Below are 22,278 nucleotides of genomic sequence, written 5' to 3'. Positions count from 1 at the left end.
CCAGGTTCGCTTGCACCAATGTGGCGCAAGCGAACCTGTCCCCCTTGCACCGACGGACGAGTCTGCCCCCTTGGCACCAATGTGGTGCAAAGCGACTTGTCTCCAAAGCACCAAAAGATGAAGCCGCGGTGGCAATGTGTCCGCTTGGGCGGGTAGGATGGATGCATTGATTATTGCGAACAGTTTGAGTGGAGGGCCATGCCTGTTCGAATCTATACCACTAATGCCGGCACGGATTTGAGCGATGCCGAGTCGGCGCTGCTTGCCGACCTTATTGCCCGCCACGGGCGTGCCGTGCTGCTGGCGCCAACGTTTGCCGAGCTCGACCTGTGCCGTCATGATGCGGCGGAAGCCGGCGTTTCGCTGGGCATCGATTACAAGACGCCCGCGTCGTGGCTTCGCTCGCTTTGGGAGCTTTTGGGCGACGGGCGCGGTTTCGTCGACAACCTGCAGCGCCAGATGCTGTTTTCGGACATGGTCACGCGTCTCGATGATGTCGACCTGCAGCCGCTTTCGCGCAGCCAGGGCACGGTGCGCATGCTTGCGCGCATGGCCCGCGATGTGCTGCCAGGTGTGGCGGGGACAGCTGCCGAGCGATGCCGTGGCAACAATTGCCGGCCTGGGCCAAAAAGCGATGCCGAGGCTCGTGTGTTCGAGCTTTTGCGTGCCTACGCGGGCGGTCTGGACCGTCGAGATATGGTCGAGCCCTGCGAGGCGGCTGACATTATGGCCAGCGCCCTGGCCGATAATCTGCCGGCGTGCGCCCGTGCCGTCTGTGTACGCGGCGTCACGTCGTTTACGCACGGTCTGCTCGAGCTGCTGTCTGCTGTGGCGAACAGTGGGGGAGAGGTCGTCGTGCTGCTTGCTCGCGAGCAGGCGGCGATGCGCGAGGAACTTGCCGCGGCATTTGATGCCAGCGGTGTGCTGTTTGAGGTCGCGCCGTTGGGGGAGGACGCCGTCGCGTCTGATGCCGCTTGTGGAGCTACCGCTCAGCCTGCCTTTATTGAGGTCGCTGGCCCCCACGCCCGCGCTCATGCTTATGCGGACGCAATTGATGATCTGGTAAAAGCGCGCCAGGGTTTCGGGGCCGACGATACCGCCGGCCTCTCCGCCGACCCCGTACGCGTGCTCGTTGTTTCTGCCCGGGCACCCCAGCTGTTCGGTGAGCTTGCCTCTCGTCTGGCAGCTCGTCATATCGCTGCCGAGACAACTGAATTCACGGCGTTTTCCCAATCCATTGCGGGCAGGCAGTTTGCGGCGCTTGCCAGCTTGATCGAGCGCATGAAGGCGGCCGATGAGGGTGTGGCGTCAAAGACCGAGTGGTGGCCCGCGCCGGAGCTTACCGACTGGATCTACAGTCCGCTTTCGGGCGCTGATGCCGCCAATGCCCGTATCTTCGATAAGAATATGCGTCTCTCGCGTAGCAAGACTACCGCGGGCGTTAAGAGCCTGCTGCAGAGCGTGCAAGGCCAGGTGAGGGGCGCACGCAAGGCGGCGAGCGACGAAAACTGGTTTAAGAACGTACCGTGTGTGGTCTCGGACGTGTTCCAGGCACTGTGGCGCGACAAGCCCGTGACGGCGCTCAAGGCCATGCTTGCCGTTGCCGAGGCGTTGCCCGATCGCTCGCTGGGCAGCTTGGATGGCCAAGCTCGTCGCCAAGCGGAGGCGGCCCTGCTGCACCACGCCATCGACATCCTTATGAATGGCGCCCGCGCGCTCGACGTGTCACAGACCGCGACCGTGCCCGTGCTCGATGGCATTCGCACCAAGGTGGACAAGCGTAGCGCCGCCTACAATTACGAGACCTACGAGGTTGACCGTGCGCCACGTGCCCAGGTTCGCTTTGCATCGCTTGCCGATGCGGCGGCTCTGCGCCCCGGCAGCTACGATGCCGTGCTGTTTGCCGATGTCGATCTGGACAGCTATCCGCTCTCACACGAGGAAGGACCGTTGGCCACGTTGGCTGCGAGCCTTGGTCGCGAGGGCGTGACGCTTGAGCCTGCGGCCTTGTTGCGCGTGCGCTTTGGCCACGCGATGGAGGCGGCACGTGGCCCGGTTGCGCTTGCGCGCGTGACGCACGATCGCCAGGCGCGCGAGTGCTATCCGGCTGCCGTGTGGACCGAGTTGCGGGCGCATGCCGAGGCCACCGGTGCCGCTCAGGTGACATGCGTGGGCGAGGGCGATATCGTAGGTGATTTTGACCCTGCAGCCGGCAAGGGCCTCAAGCGCGAGCGCGTGGCATGCGAGGCTCCTCAGCATTTGAGCGAGGCGGCCGTGCCATATCTGGTCTTGCGCCGTCGGGACGGCGAGGGCGAGGACGCGCCGCTTGTACCGCGTCTGACGTCTGCCTCGCAGATCGAGGCCTATTCCACCTGCCCGCTGTGCTGGTTCGTCTCGTATCGCGTTAAGCCCCAGTCTATCGACGCGGGTTTTGGCAACATGGAGAAAGGCAACTTTGTCCACGACGTGCTGGAACATCTGCATGCCCGCTTGCCCCAAGAGGGCATGGAGCGTGTGACGCCCGAAAACCTGCCGCGCGCGCAGGAGCTGCTGCACGAGGTCTTTGCCGAGACCTTGGCCGAGCACGCCGGCAAGCGTGGCAACGAGGGCCCGCTGGTGCCGCTCTCGCCGGTGGAGGAGCGTCAGGTGGCCGAGATCTTGCCGCAGCTGGAGGGCGTGCTTGTCTACGAGTCCGAGGCGCTTGCCCCCTTCGCTCCGCGCTACCTGGAGTTTGCGTTCAACGAGCTCCAGGTCGAGTATGCCGGCTGGCCGCTCGGCGGGCGCATTGACCGCGTGGATGTGGATGCCGAGAATCGCGCTGTGGTGATTGACTACAAGCATCGCACGGGCGTTGAGGAGTTTAAGCTCGCCGACCCTACGGTGCGCGACGAGGAATCGGGCACGGCGCCCATCGACGATCCGCGCTGGTTGCCGCCACATACCCAAACGCTCATCTACGCCCAGGCCATGCGCCGGGCGCTGGATTTGGATACCCGTGCGGCGCTCTATTTTTCGACCAAGGGCGCTAGGCCGGCGTTGCGCGGTGCCGCGAGCGCCGAGCTGCTCGAGGAGGAGCGTGGCGACGGTCGCATCCCGGGCCTTAAGAAAGGTTTCCCCGGCGAGGGTGGCAGCATGGACTTCGACGCCCTGCTCGATCGCGTGGAGGCCGGCATCGCCGAGCGCTTGCGCGAACTCGAGGCGGGCAACGTCACTGCTGTCGACCCGGCGTCGACGCAGGCCGCGCATGCCCGCTGCTCGTATAACCACGAAGGAACGTTTGTAAGGAGGGACGTGTAGACCATGGATCTTTCGACCTTGATGCCGCAACAGCTGCAGATCGTCAAGACGCTCGACCGTCCGCTGTTTGTCTCGGCGGGTGCCGGTTCGGGCAAGACCTTTACCCTCACGCGCCGCATCGTCTACGCGCTCTCGCCCGAATCCGGTCCGTTCGTCGAGCATCTGGACCAGGTGCTCGCCATTACCTTTACCAAGGATGCCGCGGCCGAGATCCGCGACCGCGTGCGCCGTGCGCTTATCGATGAGGGCATGGATGAGGAAGCGCTGACCGTCGACGACGCGTGGATCTCGACCATTCACGGCATGTGCTCGCGTATCCTGCGCGCACACGCGCTGGAGTTGGGCATCGACCCCGAGTTCACGGTGCTCACCGATACCGACGAGCTCATGGACCAGGCTGTTGAGCATGTGCTGGGTCGCGCGACGGCACCCGATGCCGCCCCCGAGCTCGCGGCATCGCTCAAGGCCCTCTACGCCTGGTATCCCATGGCGGGCGAGGGCGGCCCCTTTGGCGCCGGCACGACCATCAAGGGCCTAGTGCGCGAGCTGCTGGAGCTGTCGAGTCAGTTGCCGGGCGGCATGGACGACGTGTGCGTGGCGCGCGGCCAGGCCGATACCTCGGCGCTCGCCGATGCCTATCGATCGGCGCTGGGCGCAAGCAAGGCGGCGACCGAGAAGGCGCAGACGGCGCTCGACGCCATCGACGCGTTCGAGGCGAGCGGCAAGACCATGGTCGATGCGGCGCGACTCATGATGTCGTGCACCATGCCGCGCGCGAGCAAGGCGTTCCCCAAGGAGCAGGTCGAGCTGCTCAAGGCCGAGGCCGCCGATGCATTTATCAATATCGTGCTTGCCTGCGGTGCCCCCGCGCTCGATGCACTGGTGGGCTTGGCCCGCTCTGTAGAGGCCGAGTATCGCGCACTGAAGGCTGCCCAGTCCGCCCTCGATAATAACGACCTGCTGCGCATGGCCTACGAGGCCCTGCGCGATTACCCTGCCATTCGTGCTGCGTACGAGGGCCGCTTTAAGATGGTCATGATCGACGAGTTCCAGGATACCGATCAGATGCAGGTCGATCTAATCCGCTACCTGACGGGTGCGGGGGAGCGCGCGCTGTGCACCGTGGGCGATGCGCAGCAGTCGATCTATCGCTTCCGCGGCGCCGAGGTCGAGGTGTTCCGTCGTCAGGAGCGCAAGGTGGGATCGACGGCGGCGTCGGAGACGGTTGCCACGTCCGATGACCCCGCCGGCGAGCTCGTCAAGCTCGTGCGCAACTTCCGCAGCCATGACGAGGTGCTGCGCTATGTGGCCCGCGTCTTCGACGGCGATGACGGCGGCCTGATGCAGGGCTTTTTGGATCTTGAGGCGAGCGACGGCCGCAAGGACACGCTGGTGGCGGATGCCTCGCGCCGCCAGGCCCTCTTTGTTGCCGGCGGCAGTACGCAGGAGCGCACACAGGCCAAGGCCCGCGCGATCGCGGAGCGATTCCGCGCGCTTGCCGATGCCGGCCAGCCCCAGGGCGGCATGGTGCTGCTGCTGGGCCGCATGACCAACGCAGACGTCTACGCACAGGCCTTCCGTGACCAGGGGCTCGACTGCGTCATCGCGGGCGGCTCGGTCTTTGCCCAAGCTGCCGAGGTGCAGACGGTGCGCGCCCTGGTTTGTGCCCTCGCCAATCCGGCCGATACGGCGCAGGGTCTTATGCCACTGCTGGCCTCGCCGATGTTTGCACTCGGCGCCCAGGAGTTCCTGGCGCTGGCGACCAAACTCGACGATCAGACGGGCGAGACGTCACGCCGCAACATCGATGCGGGCATCATGAACGATTCCGATGTGCCGGGCTTGCAGGGCTTGCCGCTCGTGACGCGTGCCCGCGAGGTGCTGCGCTACGCACTGCGTCGCGTGGGGCGTGATTCGTTCGCCGCCATCGCGCGCGACGCGGTCAATGCTTCCGGCTGGTTCGTGCGCCTGGCGCAGCGCGGCCCCGAGGGCAAGGCCATCGCCGCCAACGTGCTCAAGGCGCTCGATGCCGTGGCCGAGGCGGAGGCCGAGTTCGGTAACTCGCCGCGCTCCATTGCGCTTGCCTTCGATCGCTTCCTGGCGGGCAAGGAGGCCCCGGGCGCCCTCAACAAGGAGGGCGACGGCGCGGTGCGCATCATGACGGTTCATGCCTCCAAGGGTCTGGAATATCCGGTCGTGGCGGTCGCCGAGTGCTTTGGCGTGCGTAAGTCCTCGGGTGCGGCACAGATGGGTCGCGTCGAGGGCGGAGCGCGGGTCGTGGCGCTGCCGGCACGCTTCGACGGCGTTAAACTCGCGGACGGTACGTTCGTAAAGGGCGATGACGTCAAAAAGCAGTTTGAGCATGCGTTTAAGGGCAAGGGCACGTCGCTGTGGCTACCGCCGGAGCTCATGGAGGACGTCTGTGCGACGGGTTCTCCCGCCGAGGCATTTGCTCGCCTGCGCAACGACGACCTGCAGCTTTCGCTCGAGGAGCGGGCCCGTTTGCTCTATGTTGCCATGACCCGTGCGCGCGAGCTGGTGATCTTGGCGATGGATGCCGGCGTGAGCCGTGGCAAGCTGTGTGCGCCGACCTTCGATGTCGAGACCGATCTGACCTACGACGTGCTACGCCGCATTCTGCCGACCGACGCTCTGGACATGCCGCAGCTCGATGCCGGTCGCCTGGTATTCGACAACTCCCAGCCGGGCGACTACGAGCTCATTTCGCTTTCGGACTTTACCTTTGGCGAGCAGGCGTTTGAGGCCAACGCTTCGCTGGATGCCGAGGGCAGGCTCGTTCGTGGCGATACCGATGTCGCCGATAATGCTGCGCACTCAACCGTGCCCGGTCCTGCCGACCCCAAGCCCGATTCGTTTGAACTCGTATATCCCCAGGCGGCGGGCGTGCGCATGGGCACGTGTCCGTTCCCGGCGCGTGATTCGTACAGCTATTCGTCGATCGCCGCGGCGCTCCATGCCGAGACGGAAGACCGTGCCGCCGAGGCGCGTGTTCCCATGGACGAGGCAGGCGACGATGCCGAGTCGGATGGCTCGGAGATGGCCGATGCAGACGTGGCTGCTGTCGAGTCCTCCGGCAACCCCATGGCGCTGGGCTCGGCGTTCCATGCCGCCTGCCAGTGGCTCATCGAGATGGGTGCCGATGCGCTGCCCGCTGAGCGTGCCGATGCGCTGACGCGCCTGTGGTGCCTGACGCCGGAGCAGCGCGAGCGTTTTGACGTTGCCCTGAATCGCTGGCTCAGGTCGTCGGTCCGTGCCGAGCTTCTTGCCTGGCCGTGCGTCCGTGCCGAAGTGCCGTTCTTCTCGCTGGGCTGCGAGGACAAGGACATTGCCCGCTACGGTGCATATGCCGAGGGCGCCATCGATGCGCTGGCGACCGACCCGGCCGATCCGTCACGCGCACTGGTCATCGATTACAAGACGGGTGGCACGCCGGATGAGACACCCGACCAGCTGCTCGAGAAGCACGCCCTGCAGGCGCGCGTCTATTCGGATGTTCTGCATAAGGCGGGCTTTAAGACGGTGACCGTCAAGTTCGTCCGCGTGGAGCAGACGGCCCCAGCTGTCTTAGTCGAGCTCGCCGAGCCCCAGGTGGTCACCTACAACCTCTAGCCCTCAGATAACTTGCGGTGGAATCCTTTTCGATTCCACTGCAGCTCAGGGGTAGCTAATTTGGGACGGGGCTCTTTTAGCTACCCCCATACATCGGTTGAGATGTATTCCGACCCCGACTCGTTCGCCGTCAGTCAAAGGGTAGCTAAAAAAGCCCCGTCCCAAATTAGCTACCCGTGTGGGTTTGGCTAGGTTCGGGCGCTGTCCGTGCCGTGGGGTAAAATCGTTCAGTCAGAACACGAACCCGCATCGGAGCTCATCACATGGCATTCGTCCATCTGCACAACCACACTGTTTTCTCCATGCTCGACGGCGCAACCCGTATCCAGGATATGGTCAACCGTGCCGTAGAGCTGGGCATGCCCGCCGTGGCCATTACCGACCACGGCTACATGTATGGCGTGCCCGATCTGGCGCTGGCCTGCGACGCCGTCAACCACAACACGCCCGAGTACAAAACTTGGAGCCACGACAAGGCCTTCTTGGAAAAGGACCGCCGCGACGAGCTGGTGGAGCCCGATCCCGAGGCAAACCCGCGCGAGCATGCTCAGTATGTGAAGGACATGGCCATGTGGGACGAGAAGGGCAATATCGACGAGCTCAAGCCGCCTCTGGTCATCAAGCCCATCTTTGGCTGCGAGGTCTACTTTACGCCGGACGAGACGCTCGCCCGCGACCACAAACCCGAGCTCTACCACATGATCCTTCTGGCCAAGGACCAGGAGGGCTACGTCAACCTGATGCAAACGGTCTCCGAGGCCGCCGTGCAGGGCTTTTACTACAAGCCGCGCGTGACGCTCGACAACCTGCGCCGCCACGCCAAGGGCATGATCTGCACCAGCGCCTGCATCGCGGGCATCATCCCAAAATACATCGACCGGGGCGACATGGAGGGCGCCATCAAGTGGGCCGAGACCTTCCGTGATACTTTTGACCCCGGCGACTTCTACATCGAGATCCAGGAACACGGCATCACCACCGATAACGGCCTGACCGACGAGCAGATGGACCGCACGCTCATTGATATCGCCAAACAGGTGGGCGTCAAGGTCATCGCCACCAACGACTTCCACTACCTGCGCCGCGAGGACGCGCCCGTGCAGGACGTCATCATGTGCATCGGCATGAACGCCAAGGTCGACGACCCCAACCGCATGCGCATGACCGGCTCGGAGTTTTACATGAAGACCGAGGAGGAGATGCGGGCGATGTTCCCGTATTGCCCCGAGGCCTGCGACAACACGCTCGAGATCGCCGACAAGTGCTACGTTGAGCTGGACTGGGACTCCATCATCCTGCCGCGCTTCCCGCTGCTCGATCCCGGCGAGACGCACGAGAGCCAGTTCCGCCGCGAGTGCGAGAAAGGCCTGCGCCAGCACTACGGTGACGACTGGGCCACGCGCGAGATCGGTGGCGTCAACATCAAAGAGCGCTTTGAGTACGAATACAAGGTCATTTGCGACAAGGGCTTTGCCGCCTACTTTTTGATCGTCGCCGAGTACGTGCAATGGGCCAAGGACAACGGCATCGGCGTCGGCCCCGGCCGTGGCTCGGCCGCCGGCGCTATCGTCGCCTACGCCATGAACATTACCGCGTTCGACCCGCTCGAGAACGGTCTGATGTTCGAGAGGTTCCTGTCCCCGCAGCGTACCGAGATGCCCGATATCGATATGGACTTCGACGATGAGCGGCGTCTCGAGGTCGTGGAGCACGTTCGCCAGCTCTACGGTCCCGAGAAGGTCACCCACGTCATCACCTACTCGACCATTAAGGCCAAGCAGGCCATCAACGACGCCGCGCGCGTCCTGGACTACCCGGTCTACATGGGCCAGCGCCTGTCCAAGATGGTCTCGAGCGACCCCAAGGTCAAGCTCAAGCAGGTGCTCGAAAAACAACCCGGCAAAGAGGATCTGTTTAACCCCGACTTTGCCGAGGCCTATAAAAAGGACGACGACGCCCGCCGCATCATCGACACGGCGCTCTCGATCGAGGGCCTCACCCGTGGCGAGGGCGTGCATGCGTGCGCCGTTCTGATCTGCCGCGACCCCGTCAACGAGCACGTGCCCACCAAGCTCGACACCAAGGGCGGCGTCGAGATTACCCAGTACGAGGGCCATACCGTTGCCGACATGGGCCTGCTCAAGATGGACTTTTTGGGCCTGCGTACGCTGACGGTTATCTCCAAGGCCAAGGCAAACATCAAAAAGAACTTCGGCATCGACATCAAAGAGGAAGAGATTCCCTTTGACGATCCCGAGATCTTTAAGCTCATGGGCTCCGGCCACACCGCCGGCGTCTTCCAGGTCGAGTCCGCCGGCATGACGGCCACGATCAAGAACATGAAGCCCACCGAGTACAAGCACGTCGTGGCATTGATCGCCCTGTACCGCCCGGGCCCGCTGGGCGCCGGCATGGTTTCGTCCTACATCAACCGTATGAACGGCAAGGAGCCGGCCGTCTCCTACGACGACCGTCTGGACGACATCCTGGGCGAAACCTACGGCACCATGGTCTACCAGGAGCAGGTTATGCTCATCTCCGTCGAGATGTGCGGCTTCTCCAAGGGCGAATCGGACTCGCGTATCCGTAAACCCGTGGCTAAGAAGAAGATCAAGCTGCTCACGTCGACGGTGCTCCACTGGGAGGATGGCTCGGACGAGACCACCTACGACCACTGGATGAACGGCGCCATCAAGAACAACTACACGCGCGAGGTCGCCCAGAAGATTTGGGACGATGTTCTCGAGTTCGCGTCCTACGCCTTTAACAAGTCGCACTCCGCCGGCTACGCCATCTTGGTTATGCAGACGGCGTGGCTCAAGGCGCACTATCCGCACGAGTACATGGCGGCCGTCCTGACGTCCTATACGGGCAAGACCGACAAGATCGTGCACTACGTCTCGGCATGCCGTCACGACGGCATCCCCGTGCTTTCGCCAGATGTCAACGAGTCCGGTACCGAGTTCACGGCTACCAGGGAAGGTGTGCGCTTTGGTCTGGCCGGTATCCGCGGCGTGGGCACCGGCGTGGCGCAGGCGATTATCGCCGAGCGCGAGGCGGGCGGTCCGTTTAAGACGCTGCATGATTTTGTCGAGCGCGTGGACTCGAGCCAGGCCAACCGTCGCGTGATCGAATCGCTCATCAAGGCAGGCGCCTTCGACTCCACGGGGTATCCGCGTCGTCAGATGATGCACTTTGTGGACAAGAACAACCCCGAGAACATCATCGATGCCGCGGCAAAGCGCCAGAAGGATCGCGCGAGCGGCCAGACGTCGTTCTTCGACATGTTTGGCGACGTTGAGGGCTCGGGCTTTGAGGTGAGCGTACCCGATCCGGATGGCCAGGAGTGGGACCGCCACCTTAAGCTGAGCCAGGAGAAGGAGGTTCTGGGCATCTATGTCTCGGACCACCCGCTGCGCCCGTTTGAGTATGCACTCAGCAAAGCGCGCGACTTCTCGTTCTCGCAGATCGACACCGGCTACGAGGTGCAAAACCCCACGGGCGGCACCATCAACCAGGAAATTCCCGAGGGCAAGGCGCTGTGGTGGGCCGGTATGGTCTCGAGCGTGTCCAAGCGCGTGACCAAAAACGGCGACCCCATGGGCATCGTGCAGCTCGAGGACATGGAAGGCGAGGCCACCGTCGTGGTGTTCCCCAAGACCTTCAAGGAGGCCGAGGGGTATCTGTACGGCGAGGTCGATCCCGAGACCGGCGCGCAGCTGTCCGACGCGTTTGTGCGCATTAAGGGCAAGCTCGAGCGCTCGGACCGCGGCGACCAGATCATCGCACAGGAGATCGTGCCGCTTGAGCTCAACGAGGAGAACAACAAGCCCAAGGTGTTTGAGGTCATGGTGCCCAACAGTCGCTTTAGCCAGAGCAACATGGCACGTCTTGCCACGGTGCTCACCACCAACCCGGGCGGCGACCGCGTAGAGATCTTTATCGAGCAGGCGGACGGGCGCGTGCTGCGTGCCGAGGTACCTGCTAAGGTCAACGCACGCTCGATTCCGCTGTTGGCCGAGGCCAAGGCCATCGTGGGTAACCAAGGCAGAGTGACGGTGATCTAAGGACGCCGTTGGCGGGGTAGCTAATTTGGGACGGGGCTTTTTTAGCTACCCTTTGGCTGACGGCGAATGAGTCGGGGTCGGAACACATCTCAACCGACATATGGGGGTAGCTAAAATAGCCCCGTCCCAATTAGCTACCCCGGGTGAGATTGGAGGAAGCGATGGCGCAGGGGACGTTTGTGCAGGCGCTTCGTAAGGAGGCGGCGCTCAGCAGTACCTTTATGAAGGGGCGTTCGCTCATGCTCAACGGCGCCGTGCTGTCGTTTGAGGACTCCGGCTCGCGCTTCTCCAAAAACTTGAATATCGAGGGTACGGTGCGTGGCTCGCGCGGCGACCTGTATAAGACGCACGTGGCGCTCGATATGGACGAGCACGAGGTTGTCGACTACGACTGCGATTGCCCCGCCGCCTTCCGCTATTCCGGCATGTGCAAGCACGCCATCGCCACGGCGTTGGCGTATCTGGATGCCAGCGGCGCCGAGCCCGTCGAGGGTTTGCGCACGCCGGTCCGCACGTTTACGGTGCCGCCCGCACAGTCCAAGCAGCCCACACGCCCCGCGCCCAGCGCATCTGCGGTCAACCCCAACTTTCCCTTCCCGGCGCCCGTGCCCACGAGCCCGAGCCTTGTGGCAGCACTTTCCGATCTTTCGGACGCGCGCATGGATAAACTCGTGGCCATGCGCCGCAAGCTCGCTGGCACCATTGACCCCGATGCGCCCAAAGCAGTGCTGGAGCCCTCGCTGGTGCCGTACTACCATCCGCTGTTTGCCGATCGCTTTAGCTGGGCGCTCGAGTTCCGCATCCGCTGCGGCTCGGTGTCCTACGTGGTTAAGGATATCGACGGCATGGCCGATGCCTATGCGCGCGGCGGTACGTTCTCCTATGGCAAGAAGCTTACGTTCCTTCATGCGCCCGAGGCTTTCGATGATGTGTCGGCAAAGCTGCTCGACTTTGTTGCAATGACGGTCGCCTACCTAGGCGATATTACGAGCTCGCGCTCGGCATCGTACGACTTTGCCCGCAGCGGTTTTGTCGCCGAGCGTCAGCTGCCGGTATCCGAGTATTCCATCGTGTCCGTGTTGGACCTGCTGCGTGGCAGGACCATGTCCTTTGAACCTGCTTGGTCGCGGGGGACGACGACGCACCGCGCCTACGAGGTGACAGTCGAGCCGTTGCCGGAAGGGGAGGGCGAAGTCCCGGCTAAGCGCCCGCCGCTGATTGCTGCCAAGATTGTGCCGGCAGCCGGGGGTAGCTACGACTTGCGCCTTCCGGCCGATACGTACTGCTTTGTCTCGGGCGACGTCGCCTATCTGGTCGATACGCGCCGCGCGCGCCGTACCGACACGGCGTTTGCCCAACATGCCGCGCCGTTCCTATCGCACTTGTTGCCCTGCCGCACACCGGTCCATATCGCCGCCGACCAGGTGGGTGAGTTTTGCCGCATGGCGCTGCCTATCTTGCGCGACTACACCGACCTTACCGCGCCCGCTGCGCTCGATACCGTGGCGCCCGAGCCAAGCTTTGCCATGTCGATCGGCGTCGACGATGGGCTCGTGACCTGCAAAATTACGGTTACCTACGGCGATTGGTCGGCAGACCTCTTTAGCATGGGCGCTCCGGGCAGCCCCTTCGAAGAGCGGCGCCCGGGCGTGCCGCCGCGCGACGAGGTGGCAGAGTTTCGCGTTATGGATACGGCGGCTCTGTATTTCGACTTTTACGAGGGTGGCCTGGCGTTTGAGGAACGCGATGACGAGAGCCTGTTCCACTTGCTCACTGAGGGCCTGTCTGCCCTGTCCGAGCTGGGCGAGGTCATGCTCAGCGACCGTCTGCGCCAGATCTCTGTCCGCCCTGCGCCCAAGCTTTCGGTGCGCGCCACCGTCAAGAGTAACCTGCTCGACGTCGAACTGGGCGCGAGCGGCCTTTCGGCGGCAGACCTTGCCATCTACCTCGATTCCTACAAGCGTCACCAAACGTTTGCTCGTCTCACGTCGGGCGACATCATTCGCCTGGACGAGGGAGCGCGCGCCGCGTTTGGCCTTGCCGAGGATCTGGGGGTCGATGCTGTCGACCTGCTCGACGGCGTGTCGCTTCCCGCGTCGAGTACCCTTTTTGTCGACAGCATGCTTGCGCGCACGCCCGCGCTCGAAGCCGATCGCGACGCTGCATTCCGTCGCACCGTCGAGCGCCTGGATACGCTCGGCAAGATGGACTTTACGGTGCCCGCTGCGCTCAAGGCCACGCTGCGTGGCTACCAGGTCGACGGCTACCAGTGGCTCGGTTCGCTCGAACACTTGGGCCTTGGTGGCATCTTGGCCGACGACATGGGCCTGGGCAAAACGCTCCAGATGATCGCGCATATCCTGGCGCGCGTGGAGGCGGGGGACGCTAAGCCCACGCTCGTGGTATGTCCCGCATCGCTCGTGTACAACTGGACCGCCGAGCTGGAGCGCTTTGCCCCGTCGCTCGATGTGTGCGCCATCGTGGGCGCCAAGGCCCAGCGTCGCGTGCAGATAGCCGGCGTGGCCGAGCATAACGTGGTCGTGACGTCGTATGACCTCATGCGCCGCGATATCGACGAGTACGTCGAGCAGGACTTTGCCCGCGTGGTGCTGGACGAAGCCCAGTACATTAAAAACCCGCTCACGCAGGTGGCTCGCGCCGCCAAGCGTCTGCCTGCCGGCGTGCGCTTTGCCTTGACGGGCACGCCCATCGAAAACCGCCTGTCCGAGCTCTGGAGCATCTTCGACTTTTTGATGCCGGGCCTGCTCGGCACGCGCGAGTCGTTTGCCAAGCGCTTCGAAAGCCCGGTCGAGCACGCCGAGGGTGACAGCGCCGCTCGCCTGCAGGCGCTCGTGTCGCCGTTTGTGCTGCGCCGCGTCAAGGAAGACGTGGTGGCCGACCTGCCCGAGAAGATCGAGGACACGGTGATGGCGCAGCTCACCGGCGAGCAGCGTAAGCTCTACCTGGCCAACCAGGACCGCATTGCCCAGCAAGTGCAGCACCGCGAGGCCGGGGAGTTCAAAAAAGATAAGCTCAAGGTACTTGCCGAGCTCACCAAGCTGCGCCAGATCTGCTGTGATCCTCATCTGCATTACGCGGACTACAAGGCGGGAAGCGCCAAGCTCGATACGTGTATGGAGCTCGTCCACGGCGCGCTCGACGGCGGTCATCGCATCTTGCTGTTCAGCCAGTTTACGGGCATGCTCGATATCATCGGCAAGCGCCTGGCCAAGGAGGATATCGCCTTCCTTAAGCTTACGGGCGCATCGTCTAAAGAGAGCCGCGCCAAGATGGTTGCGCAGTTCCAAGCGGGCGAGGTGCCGGTGTTCTTGATTTCGCTCAAGGCGGGCGGCGTGGGCCTTAATTTGACGGCTGCCGACGTGGTCATCCACTACGACCCGTGGTGGAACGTGGCGGCGCAGGACCAGGCGACCGACCGCGCCCACCGCATTGGCCAGCAGCACACCGTGACCGTGTACAAGCTCATCGCCAAGGACACGATCGAGGAACGCATCATGCAGATGCAGGAGTCCAAGCGCGATCTGGTCAACAGTGTGCTCGGCGGCGATGGCATTTCGTCGGCGCTGTTCACGCGCGAGGACGTTCTGGCGCTGCTCGGCGGCGACGGTCGCTAGCTGCACGCGGGATGGGGCCGCCGGGTCGGGCCGGGTCGCCGGTTCGTCCTGGCCCGACCGTTTATCCCATCCGTTATGTGTTCATTTGCAATGCCATGGATGGTTCGGCGCTCTTTGGGCATAAGAACAAACGAGAACATTGGCACATCAGCAAAGGAGAACATCATGGCGAAATTCTTTAAAGACTCCGACGGCAAGCTCGTTGCCGCTCTTGGCGACGACGTTGCGACCCCTGCCGGCTGCACGGAGCTGACGGCAAACACCGAGGATGCGGCGCACGAGAAGCACGTGCCTGTTGTCGAGATCGAGCGCGACGGCCACGTCATTCGTGCGCGCGTGGGCTCGACGGAGCACCCCATGCTGCCCGAGCACTACATCGAGTGGATCGCGCTTGAGGCCGAGGGCCGCCTGGAGGTCCATTACCTTGAGCCCGGCATGAAGCCCGCGACGTTTTTCGCTGGCGGCTCCAAGACCGGTACCGTCTATGCCTACTGCAACCTGCATGGGCTGTGGTCCGCGACGTTCTAGGAGCGCGCCCCCGCTCGGGGTATCATAGCTAGCATATGCACATGCAAGCGCCGGCTGCATTATGCGGCCGGCGCTTTTACTACGGTTTTGATGGTTTACGACGGAAAGGGCTGGGCCATGAAGCTCGCGCTTGCACAGATCGATATGCGCCTGGGTGATATTGAGGGCATTTGCGGTCGCATCGAGGACCAGGCTCGTCTGGCCCACGAGCGCGGGGCGCGCGTGCTGTGCGTCCCGGCTCCGCTCTTTATGGGTGCTCTGCCCGGCGGTCTGGTGGGTACTGCCGACTTTGAGCACGACATGCTGACAGGCCTGACCGGTGTTGCCGAGCGTATCCAAGAGCTCGATATGATCTGCATCGTGCCCGCGGCGGTTTCGTTTGAGGGCCAGCCGCTGCTCGACTACATGATGCTCAAGGACGGTCATGTGGTGCCGGCGCGATCGAGCATTGCCCTGCAGCGTGGCGAGAACAACGACACGCGCTGGGCGCCGCCGGTGTTCGACGTGGACGGCGTGCGCATCGCCGTGATTTTTGACTTGGACCGCGAACTCGAGATGTTGCCGACCGGTGTTGACCTCATTGCGTATTTCCAATTCAACGCGTTTGATATGACCGACCGCGAGACTGCCGCCATCGCCGCCGTTCGCAGCGGTGCCTACCGCAAGATCGCATCTAAGCGCAGCGTGTGGTTTGCCTGCATGGCGCCGGTCGGTGCGTACGACGAGTCGGTGTATACCGGCGGTTCGTTTGTGCTCGACGACTGCGGTCGCGTGGTGGCCCAGGCGCCGTGTTTTGAGGAGAGCCTGCTGGTTCAGGAGATTCAGCGCGGCGTGATGCTCGATGCCCTGGAAGATCACGAACTGCCCGAGTTTCGTTCCGAGGAGTGGCTGTGGCAGGCGCTGGTGCTCGCCGTGCGCGACAATGCCCGCGCTCGCGGCGCGTCGCGTGCTGTGGTGGCACTCGAGGGTGACTTGCCGTCGTCCCTGCTGGCGGCACTTGCCGTTGACGCTCTGGGCCCGCGTAATGTGATTGGCCTTGTGCTGGGGCGCAACCGTATCTTTACGCCGGCTCAGGAAGAGGCCGAGGCTGCCCGCTGTGCCGCCGTCCGCGCGATTGCCGAGCGCCTGCACATTCGCACCGTCGAGCGCGATGCACCGGATGCGGCGCGTGTGCTCGATCGCGACGTGTCGGCGGGCGATGCCGAGCGTCTGCGCTCGCGTGCGCTGGGCCTGATGCTCGAGGATACAGCGCTCGAGCTGGGCGCCATGGCGTTGAGCCCACTCTCCAAGACCGAGTACGCGCTAGCGGCGCCCGCACTGTCCGGCGGCTACCAGGGCGACTTTGCGCCCTTTGGCGATGTGTACCTGTCGACGCTTGAGTTTGTGGCGCGCGTGCGCAACCGCACGTCTGCCGTGGTGCCCCAAGAGCTTGTGACGCTCAACGCGGTGGAAGATTGTATGGAGCGAGTGCTGGCGCAGGCGCTCTCGACGCTCGACGGTCCGGTCGATATGCTCGACCGCGCGGCACAGCTGCTCGGCGGGCTTGAGCCGGGTGAGGTCGATGGCGCGCTCGAGGCGCACGTGGACCGCAATCGATCTTTCGACGACATCCCGATGGCCGCTGGCAAGCCTGAGGCCTGCTCGCTGCTGCTGATGCTCGTTCGACAGGGTGAGGCTGCCCGTCGCATGTTGCCGACGGCGCCGATCGTTTCGGCCCGTTCGTTTGCCGAGCGCGCTTGGCCGTACATGCTTGCGTGGTCCGATTTGGGGCTCAACGGCAAGGAGCGCATGACGGTTGATTCACTGGCGCGCGCCGAAGTGCGCCGCTTTGCCGATAGCGATACGGGCGATCGCATGCGCGGTGAGATGATGGGTCTGTTGGGTGAGCTGTTGGGTATTTCGCCCGAGCAGATGGAGGAGCTGCGCTCTGAGGACGGTCAGCGTCGTTTGCACGAGGGAATGAAAAAGTTCGAGGGCGAGGTCCAGGACGCTATCGAAAGGATGATGGGCGGCCAGGGTGGACCGCAGGGCGGGCCCCAGGGCACGCCGATGCCACATCCGCCGGTGGATCCCCGTCAGTTCCCGTTCTTCTCTCAAAACTAACTATGGAATAGGATTCGCTCCCAACCCCGATACTTCAACTAAGCATCGTGTCCCCGTTGTGTTATTCTAGAACAGACGTTCGTGAATAGTGCGCGGGGCCTTGCCTTGCGCTGCGCTTGTGACGAGGGGAGGTTGGCTTGGTTATCTTGGGTATCGACCCTGGTTTGGCCCATACGGGGTGGGGGATTATCGAGGAGCGACGTGGCGAGGTTCGCTGTCGTGCCTATGGCTGCATCGAGACCAGTGCTGGAAGTCCGCTCGCGGTGCGCCTGTCGCATATCGCCCGCGACCTCAAGGGCGTTGTCGAACGCTATCGTCCCGATACCGCTGCTATCGAGAGCATCTACTTTGGCGCTAACGTTCGTTCGGCCATCCCCACGGCGCATGCCCGCGGTGCTGCGCTTGTGGCGCTTTCGGAGTGCGCGCTCGAGATTGGCGAATACACGCCTATGCAGATCAAGCAGGCTGTTGTGGGCACCGGCGCCGCAGATAAGCGACAGGTCGCCTACATGGTGCGTACGCTTACGCAGCTCGATCACGACCCGCACCCCGACCATGCCGCCGATGCCCTGGCCTGCGCCATCTGTCACGTTAACCTCAGCCGCACCCGAGCGCTTACCGGCGGCGAGTTCTATCAACAGAGAGGAACCGGATACTGATGATCTCCCAGCTCCACGGAACGCTTGTCGAGGCCACGATGAGCTCTGCCGTCGTCGATGTGTCGGGCGTTGGCTTTGAGCTCGGCATCTCGGGCAGCACTGCGGCCACGTTACCGACGCCCGGCGGCGAGGTCCGCCTCTACACGCGCATGCAGGTGCGCGAGGACGCCATGACACTTTTCGGATTTTCCTCAAAGGACGAGCGCACAATGTTCGACCGGCTCGTGTCCGTCTCGGGCGTTGGCCCGCGCTTGGCGCTCGCCGTGCTTTCCACCTATACCGTGGGGCAGCTGTATTCGCTGGTGATGGCCGAGGACGACAAGGGCATGGCCAAGGTACCCGGTGTGGGTAAAAAGACAGCTCAGCGCCTCATTCTGGAGCTCAAGAGTACCTTTGCCAAGGATAAGGGCTTTGTGCCGGTCGACGTGATTCCCGGACAGGTTGCGATGCCCGTGCCCGCTGCCGCTCCCTCGGCCATCGATGATGCCCGCGCGGCGCTCCTTTCCATGGGCTTTAGCCCGCAGGAGGCCGATGTCGCTCTGAGCGGGTATGATGGGCAGGATATGCGTGTCGAGGATCTGCTCGGCGCGGCGCTTAAGCGACTCGGAATGGATGCGTGATGTGGGAAGCCGATGACTCTCAGGACCTGTGGGCGACGCCCGGCAACTCGCCGGCGGCATCCATGGCGCATGGCGAGCGCATGGTGGGCTCGGAGCTAACGCCCGAGGACCTCGATGTCGACCGTACCCTGCGCCCCCAGCGCCTGGACGACTACTGCGGTCAGGAGCATATCAAGCAGAGCCTTCGCGTGCTGATTGAGGCGGCGCAGAGCCGTGGCGAGACGCTCGACCACGTGATCTTCTCGGGCCCTCCGGGTCTGGGCAAGACCACGCTGGCCACCGTTATCGCTAACGAGCTGGGCGCTCAGATTAAGACGACGAGTGGCCCGGCCATCGCGCGCACCGGCGACCTGGCGGCCATCCTTACCAACTTACAGCCGGGTGACGTGCTGTTTATCGACGAGATCCACCGTCTCAACCGTTCGGTCGAGGAAGTCCTGTATCCCGCGATGGAGGACTTTGCGCTCGATATCGTGATTGGCAAAGGTCCGGCGGCGCGCTCGATTCGCCTGGATATCCCCAAGTTTACGCTGGTGGCGGCAACGACCCGCTCGGGTATGCTGACCGGCCCGCTGCGCGACCGCTTTGGTATTTCGTATCGCCTGGACTACTACACGGTCGAGGAGCTTGCCCAGATTGTGACGCGCTCGGCAACCATTTTGGGCGTGACAATAGACCATCCGAGCGCGCTCGAGATCGGCTCACGCTCGCGTGGCACGCCACGTCTTGCCAACCGCTTGCTCAAGCGCGTGCGCGATTACGCCCAGGTGCGCGGCAACGGTCCTATTGAGCTTGATATCTGCCGTCAGGCGCTCGAGTTCTTTGAGATTGATGAGCTTGGTCTGGACTGGATGGACATTCGCATCTTGGAGACGCTCGCCAAGACGTTCTCCGGCCGTGCCGTGGGCCTGACGACCCTTGCCAGCGCGGTGGGCGAGGATCCGGGTACGCTCGAAGATGTCTACGAGCCCTATTTGCTGCAGTGCGGGTTGATGATTCGTACGCCGCAGGGCCGTCAGGCAACCCTGCGCACATTCGAGCATTTGGGTATCGAGCCGACCCTGTAGGAATGGGCTTGTTTTAGCGCATCTGTAGGCTATCGCTGGGCATTGGATAAACATATCGCCGTTCATCGGTTATGGGCGTTTTACTATTGCGCGCCCGTGCTATGCTGAATTGGTCTTTTTCTCATCCGGTAACGAAAGGACCGCCCATGCCTACTGACATCGAAATCGCACGTTCCGTCACGCCGCTGCCTATTACCGAGGTGGCCAAGAACGCCGGCGTCGACGTTAAGCACCTGATTCCGTACGGCTTCGACAAGGCAAAGGTCGACTATTCACTGCTCAACGAGCCGACCGATCACCAGGCCAAGCTTGTCCTCGTGACCGCTATCAATCCCACGCCTGCAGGCGAGGGCAAGACCACCACGACCATCGGTCTGGCCGACGGTCTGCGTCGTCGCGGCGTCAAGAGCGCCGTTGCCCTGCGCGAGCCTTCGCTCGGCCCCGTCTTTGGCGTCAAGGGCGGTGCCGCCGGCGGCGGCTGGGCCCAGGTCATCCCCATGGAGGACATCAACCTGCACTTTACCGGTGACTTCCACGCTATCGGTGCCGCCAACAACCTGCTGGCAGCCATGCTCGACAACCATATTCAGCAGGGCAACCAGCTCGGCATCGATGTTAAGCGCATCACCTGGAAGCGCGTCGTCGACATGAACGACCGTCAACTGCGCCATGTTATCGACGGCATTGGCGGCAAGGCTCAGGGCGTGCCGCGCGAGGACGGCTTCGATATCACCGTTGCCTCCGAGGTCATGGCAATCCTGTGCCTGTCCACGAGCATCAACGATCTTAAGGAGCGCTTGGGCGAGATCGTTGTCGGCTACAGCTATGCCGGCGAGCCCGTCCGCGCCCGCGACCTTAAGGCCCAGGGCGCCATGGCCGCGCTGCTTAAGGATGCGCTCAAGCCCAACCTGGTGCAGACGCTCGAGGGCACGCCCGCGTTTGTCCACGGCGGTCCCTTCGCCAATATCGCCCACGGCTGCAACTCCATCATGGCCACCCGCATGGCCATGCGTTTTGGTGACGTCGCGATTACCGAGGCCGGCTTTGGCGCCGACCTTGGTGCCGAGAAGTTTCTGGACATCAAGTGCCGCATGACGGGCGTTCGTCCCAGCGCTGTCGTGGTCGTCGCCACTGCCCGCGCGCTTAAGTACAACGGCGGTGTTGCCAAGGCCGACCTCAACGAGGAGAACCTCGAGGCCCTTAAGGCCGGCATGCCCAACCTGCTGCGCCACGTCGACAACATCCAGAACGTCTATGGTCTTCCCTGCGTGGTCGCCATCAACCGCTTCCCGACGGACACCGAGGCCGAACTTGCGCTCATCGAGTCCGAGTGCCAGAAGCTCGGCGTCAACGTTAAGCTGTCCGAGGTTTGGGCCAAGGGCGGCGAGGGCGCGCTCGACCTGGCTGATGAGGTCATGCGCCTGATTGAGCAGCCGAGCGAGCTCAAGTTTGCCTACGAGGACGGTGCCGATGTGGCCGACGCCCTGGAGGCCGTTGCCACCAAGGTCTACCGCGCCGATGGCGTCGACTTTACGCCGGCTGCCAAGCGCCAGCTCGCCGAGCTGCGCGAGAACGGCTTTGGCAACCTGCCGGTGTGTGTCGCCAAGACCCAGTACAGCTTTAGCGATAACGCCAAGGCTCTGGGCGCGCCCGAGAACTTCCGCATCACCGTGCGCGAGCTCAAGGTTTCCGCCGGTGCCCACTTTGTGGTCGCGCTGACCGGCAGCGTTCTGACCATGCCGGGCCTGCCCAAGGTTCCCGCGGCCGAGAACATCGACGTCGACAACGACGGCAACATCACCGGCCTGTTCTAAGCCTGCTGCTCATAGCCGCTAGCCCGCCCCGCCGCGCCTACCAAGGCCCGGCGGGGCTTTGTGCGTACCTATACCGATAGCTACATTCCTCCGTATCGTTCGGAACAGGTGACGAGGTCGGCGTACTACAAAATTCGAGCTATTCCAACGGCCAGGATGTGACGCCTGAGTATCCTTGCGCCACGCATGTGCCCAACGAGTAGGGCAAAGCAACAGGGAGTGAACTGAACAGTCCCCGGTGGCGCAAAACACAGCGCCGCCGGGGACTTTTTGATGCAAATTGGCTCCGAAACAAGCTATCTGGGCCAGCCATGCCACGAAAAGCGCCCATCTACTACGTTTGCCAGGGTTGGACCGACCATGGAGCGTTTTTTAACAATCTGGCAAGACGTTTACCTGCGGTTTTGTTAACACAAATATGGCTATGGTTGGTACCCTTGGGTTAAACGTAGTAGATGGGCGCATTTTATGGTTCACAGCCCAAGAAGAGGTCGTTAGCCGCGCTGGAGGCCGAAGAGTTTGGCGTTGCGCTCGGCGACCATCATGTTGATGTCGGCGATTTCCATCTCGCCGTCAATGTAGGGCTGGTAGGTACCGTACGGATCGCCTGCTCCCAAGCTGCAGCTGCCGCAGTTGTCGCAGCTGCCGTTGCCGCAGCCAGCGAGCGCCAGTTTAATGATCTCCTCACGCTCGGCACGCGTCGTGTCCTTGATGAGCTTGCTTTTTGCCATGACATATCCTCGATTCGCTTGTGACCGTCGGCCGCGCATGTCTTGTAGATACCGGCGGGCTTTGTCCATCATAGGCTTTTGCGCGGGTAGAATGCATGGATAACTTGATGCTTACGGGCGACGGAAA

Annotated in this window: 11 protein-coding genes; 10 read left to right on the top strand and 1 reads right to left on the bottom strand. The window is 63.1% G+C overall.

All coding sequences use genetic code 11. The features are described 5' to 3' along the window. Window positions 1–198: 198 nt before the first annotated feature. From FYJ40_RS03210 to FYJ40_RS03165, 10 genes are all read left to right on the top strand, one after another. The gene (locus FYJ40_RS03210) at window positions 199–3,297 is read left to right on the top strand and encodes a PD-(D/E)XK nuclease family protein (RefSeq protein WP_154515914.1); all 3,099 of its coding nucleotides are present in this window, start codon (window positions 199–201) and stop codon (window positions 3,295–3,297) included. A gap of 3 nt (window positions 3,298–3,300) precedes the next feature. Beyond that, a complete protein-coding gene (locus tag FYJ40_RS03205; RefSeq protein ID WP_154515911.1) occupies window positions 3,301–6,927 on the top strand; it encodes a UvrD-helicase domain-containing protein in 3,627 nt (1,208 codons plus the stop codon). 263 nt (window positions 6,928–7,190) lie between these two features. Beyond that, window positions 7,191–10,994: a DNA polymerase III subunit alpha gene (dnaE, locus tag FYJ40_RS03200; RefSeq protein WP_154515908.1), complete on the top strand. Its 3,804-nt coding sequence runs from the start codon at window positions 7,191–7,193 to the stop codon at window positions 10,992–10,994. Window positions 10,995–11,155: 161 nt separating this feature from the next. Continuing rightward, window positions 11,156–14,629: a DEAD/DEAH box helicase gene (locus FYJ40_RS03195; protein WP_154515905.1), complete on the top strand. Its 3,474-nt coding sequence runs from the start codon at window positions 11,156–11,158 to the stop codon at window positions 14,627–14,629. 165 nt (window positions 14,630–14,794) lie between these two features. Further along, on the top strand, window positions 14,795–15,157 hold the full coding sequence (locus FYJ40_RS03190) for a desulfoferrodoxin family protein (protein ID WP_154515902.1): 363 nt from the start codon (window positions 14,795–14,797) through the stop codon (window positions 15,155–15,157). A gap of 117 nt (window positions 15,158–15,274) precedes the next feature. Then, entirely contained in the window at window positions 15,275–17,260 is a 1,986-nt protein-coding gene (locus FYJ40_RS03185) for a hypothetical protein (RefSeq protein WP_195838543.1), read from the top strand. 137 nt (window positions 17,261–17,397) lie between these two features. Then, entirely contained in the window at window positions 17,398–17,919 is a 522-nt protein-coding gene (ruvC, locus tag FYJ40_RS03180) for a crossover junction endodeoxyribonuclease RuvC (protein WP_035137351.1), read from the top strand. Then, window positions 17,919–18,539, top strand: coding sequence for a Holliday junction branch migration protein RuvA (ruvA, locus tag FYJ40_RS03175; protein WP_154515896.1), 621 nt, complete (start codon window positions 17,919–17,921; stop codon window positions 18,537–18,539). Before ruvC ends, ruvA begins: the two co-directional genes overlap by 1 nt. Continuing rightward, complete coding sequence (ruvB, locus tag FYJ40_RS03170) at window positions 18,539–19,606, top strand: Holliday junction branch migration DNA helicase RuvB (RefSeq protein ID WP_152073622.1); 1,068 nt, start codon at window positions 18,539–18,541, stop codon at window positions 19,604–19,606. Before ruvA ends, ruvB begins: the two co-directional genes overlap by 1 nt. A 146-nt stretch (window positions 19,607–19,752) precedes the next feature. Further along, window positions 19,753–21,420 carry a formate--tetrahydrofolate ligase gene (locus FYJ40_RS03165; protein WP_154515893.1) on the top strand — a complete coding sequence of 556 codons (1,668 nt, stop codon included), beginning with the start codon at window positions 19,753–19,755 and terminating at the stop codon, window positions 21,418–21,420. Window positions 21,421–21,914: 494 nt separating this feature from the next. Here the strand turns inward: FYJ40_RS03165 and FYJ40_RS03160 are convergent, their stop codons facing one another. Continuing rightward, window positions 21,915–22,151, bottom strand: coding sequence for a hypothetical protein (locus FYJ40_RS03160; protein ID WP_035137347.1), 237 nt, complete (start codon window positions 22,149–22,151; stop codon window positions 21,915–21,917). Between the last annotated feature and the right edge of the window lie 127 nt (window positions 22,152–22,278).

Source organism: Collinsella sp. WCA1-178-WT-3 (M1), from assembly GCF_009696325.1.
Taxonomy (GTDB): domain Bacteria; phylum Actinomycetota; class Coriobacteriia; order Coriobacteriales; family Coriobacteriaceae; genus Collinsella.
The sequence above is the reverse complement of the archived record's forward strand: the minus strand, read 5'-3'. Positions and strand labels throughout refer to the sequence as shown.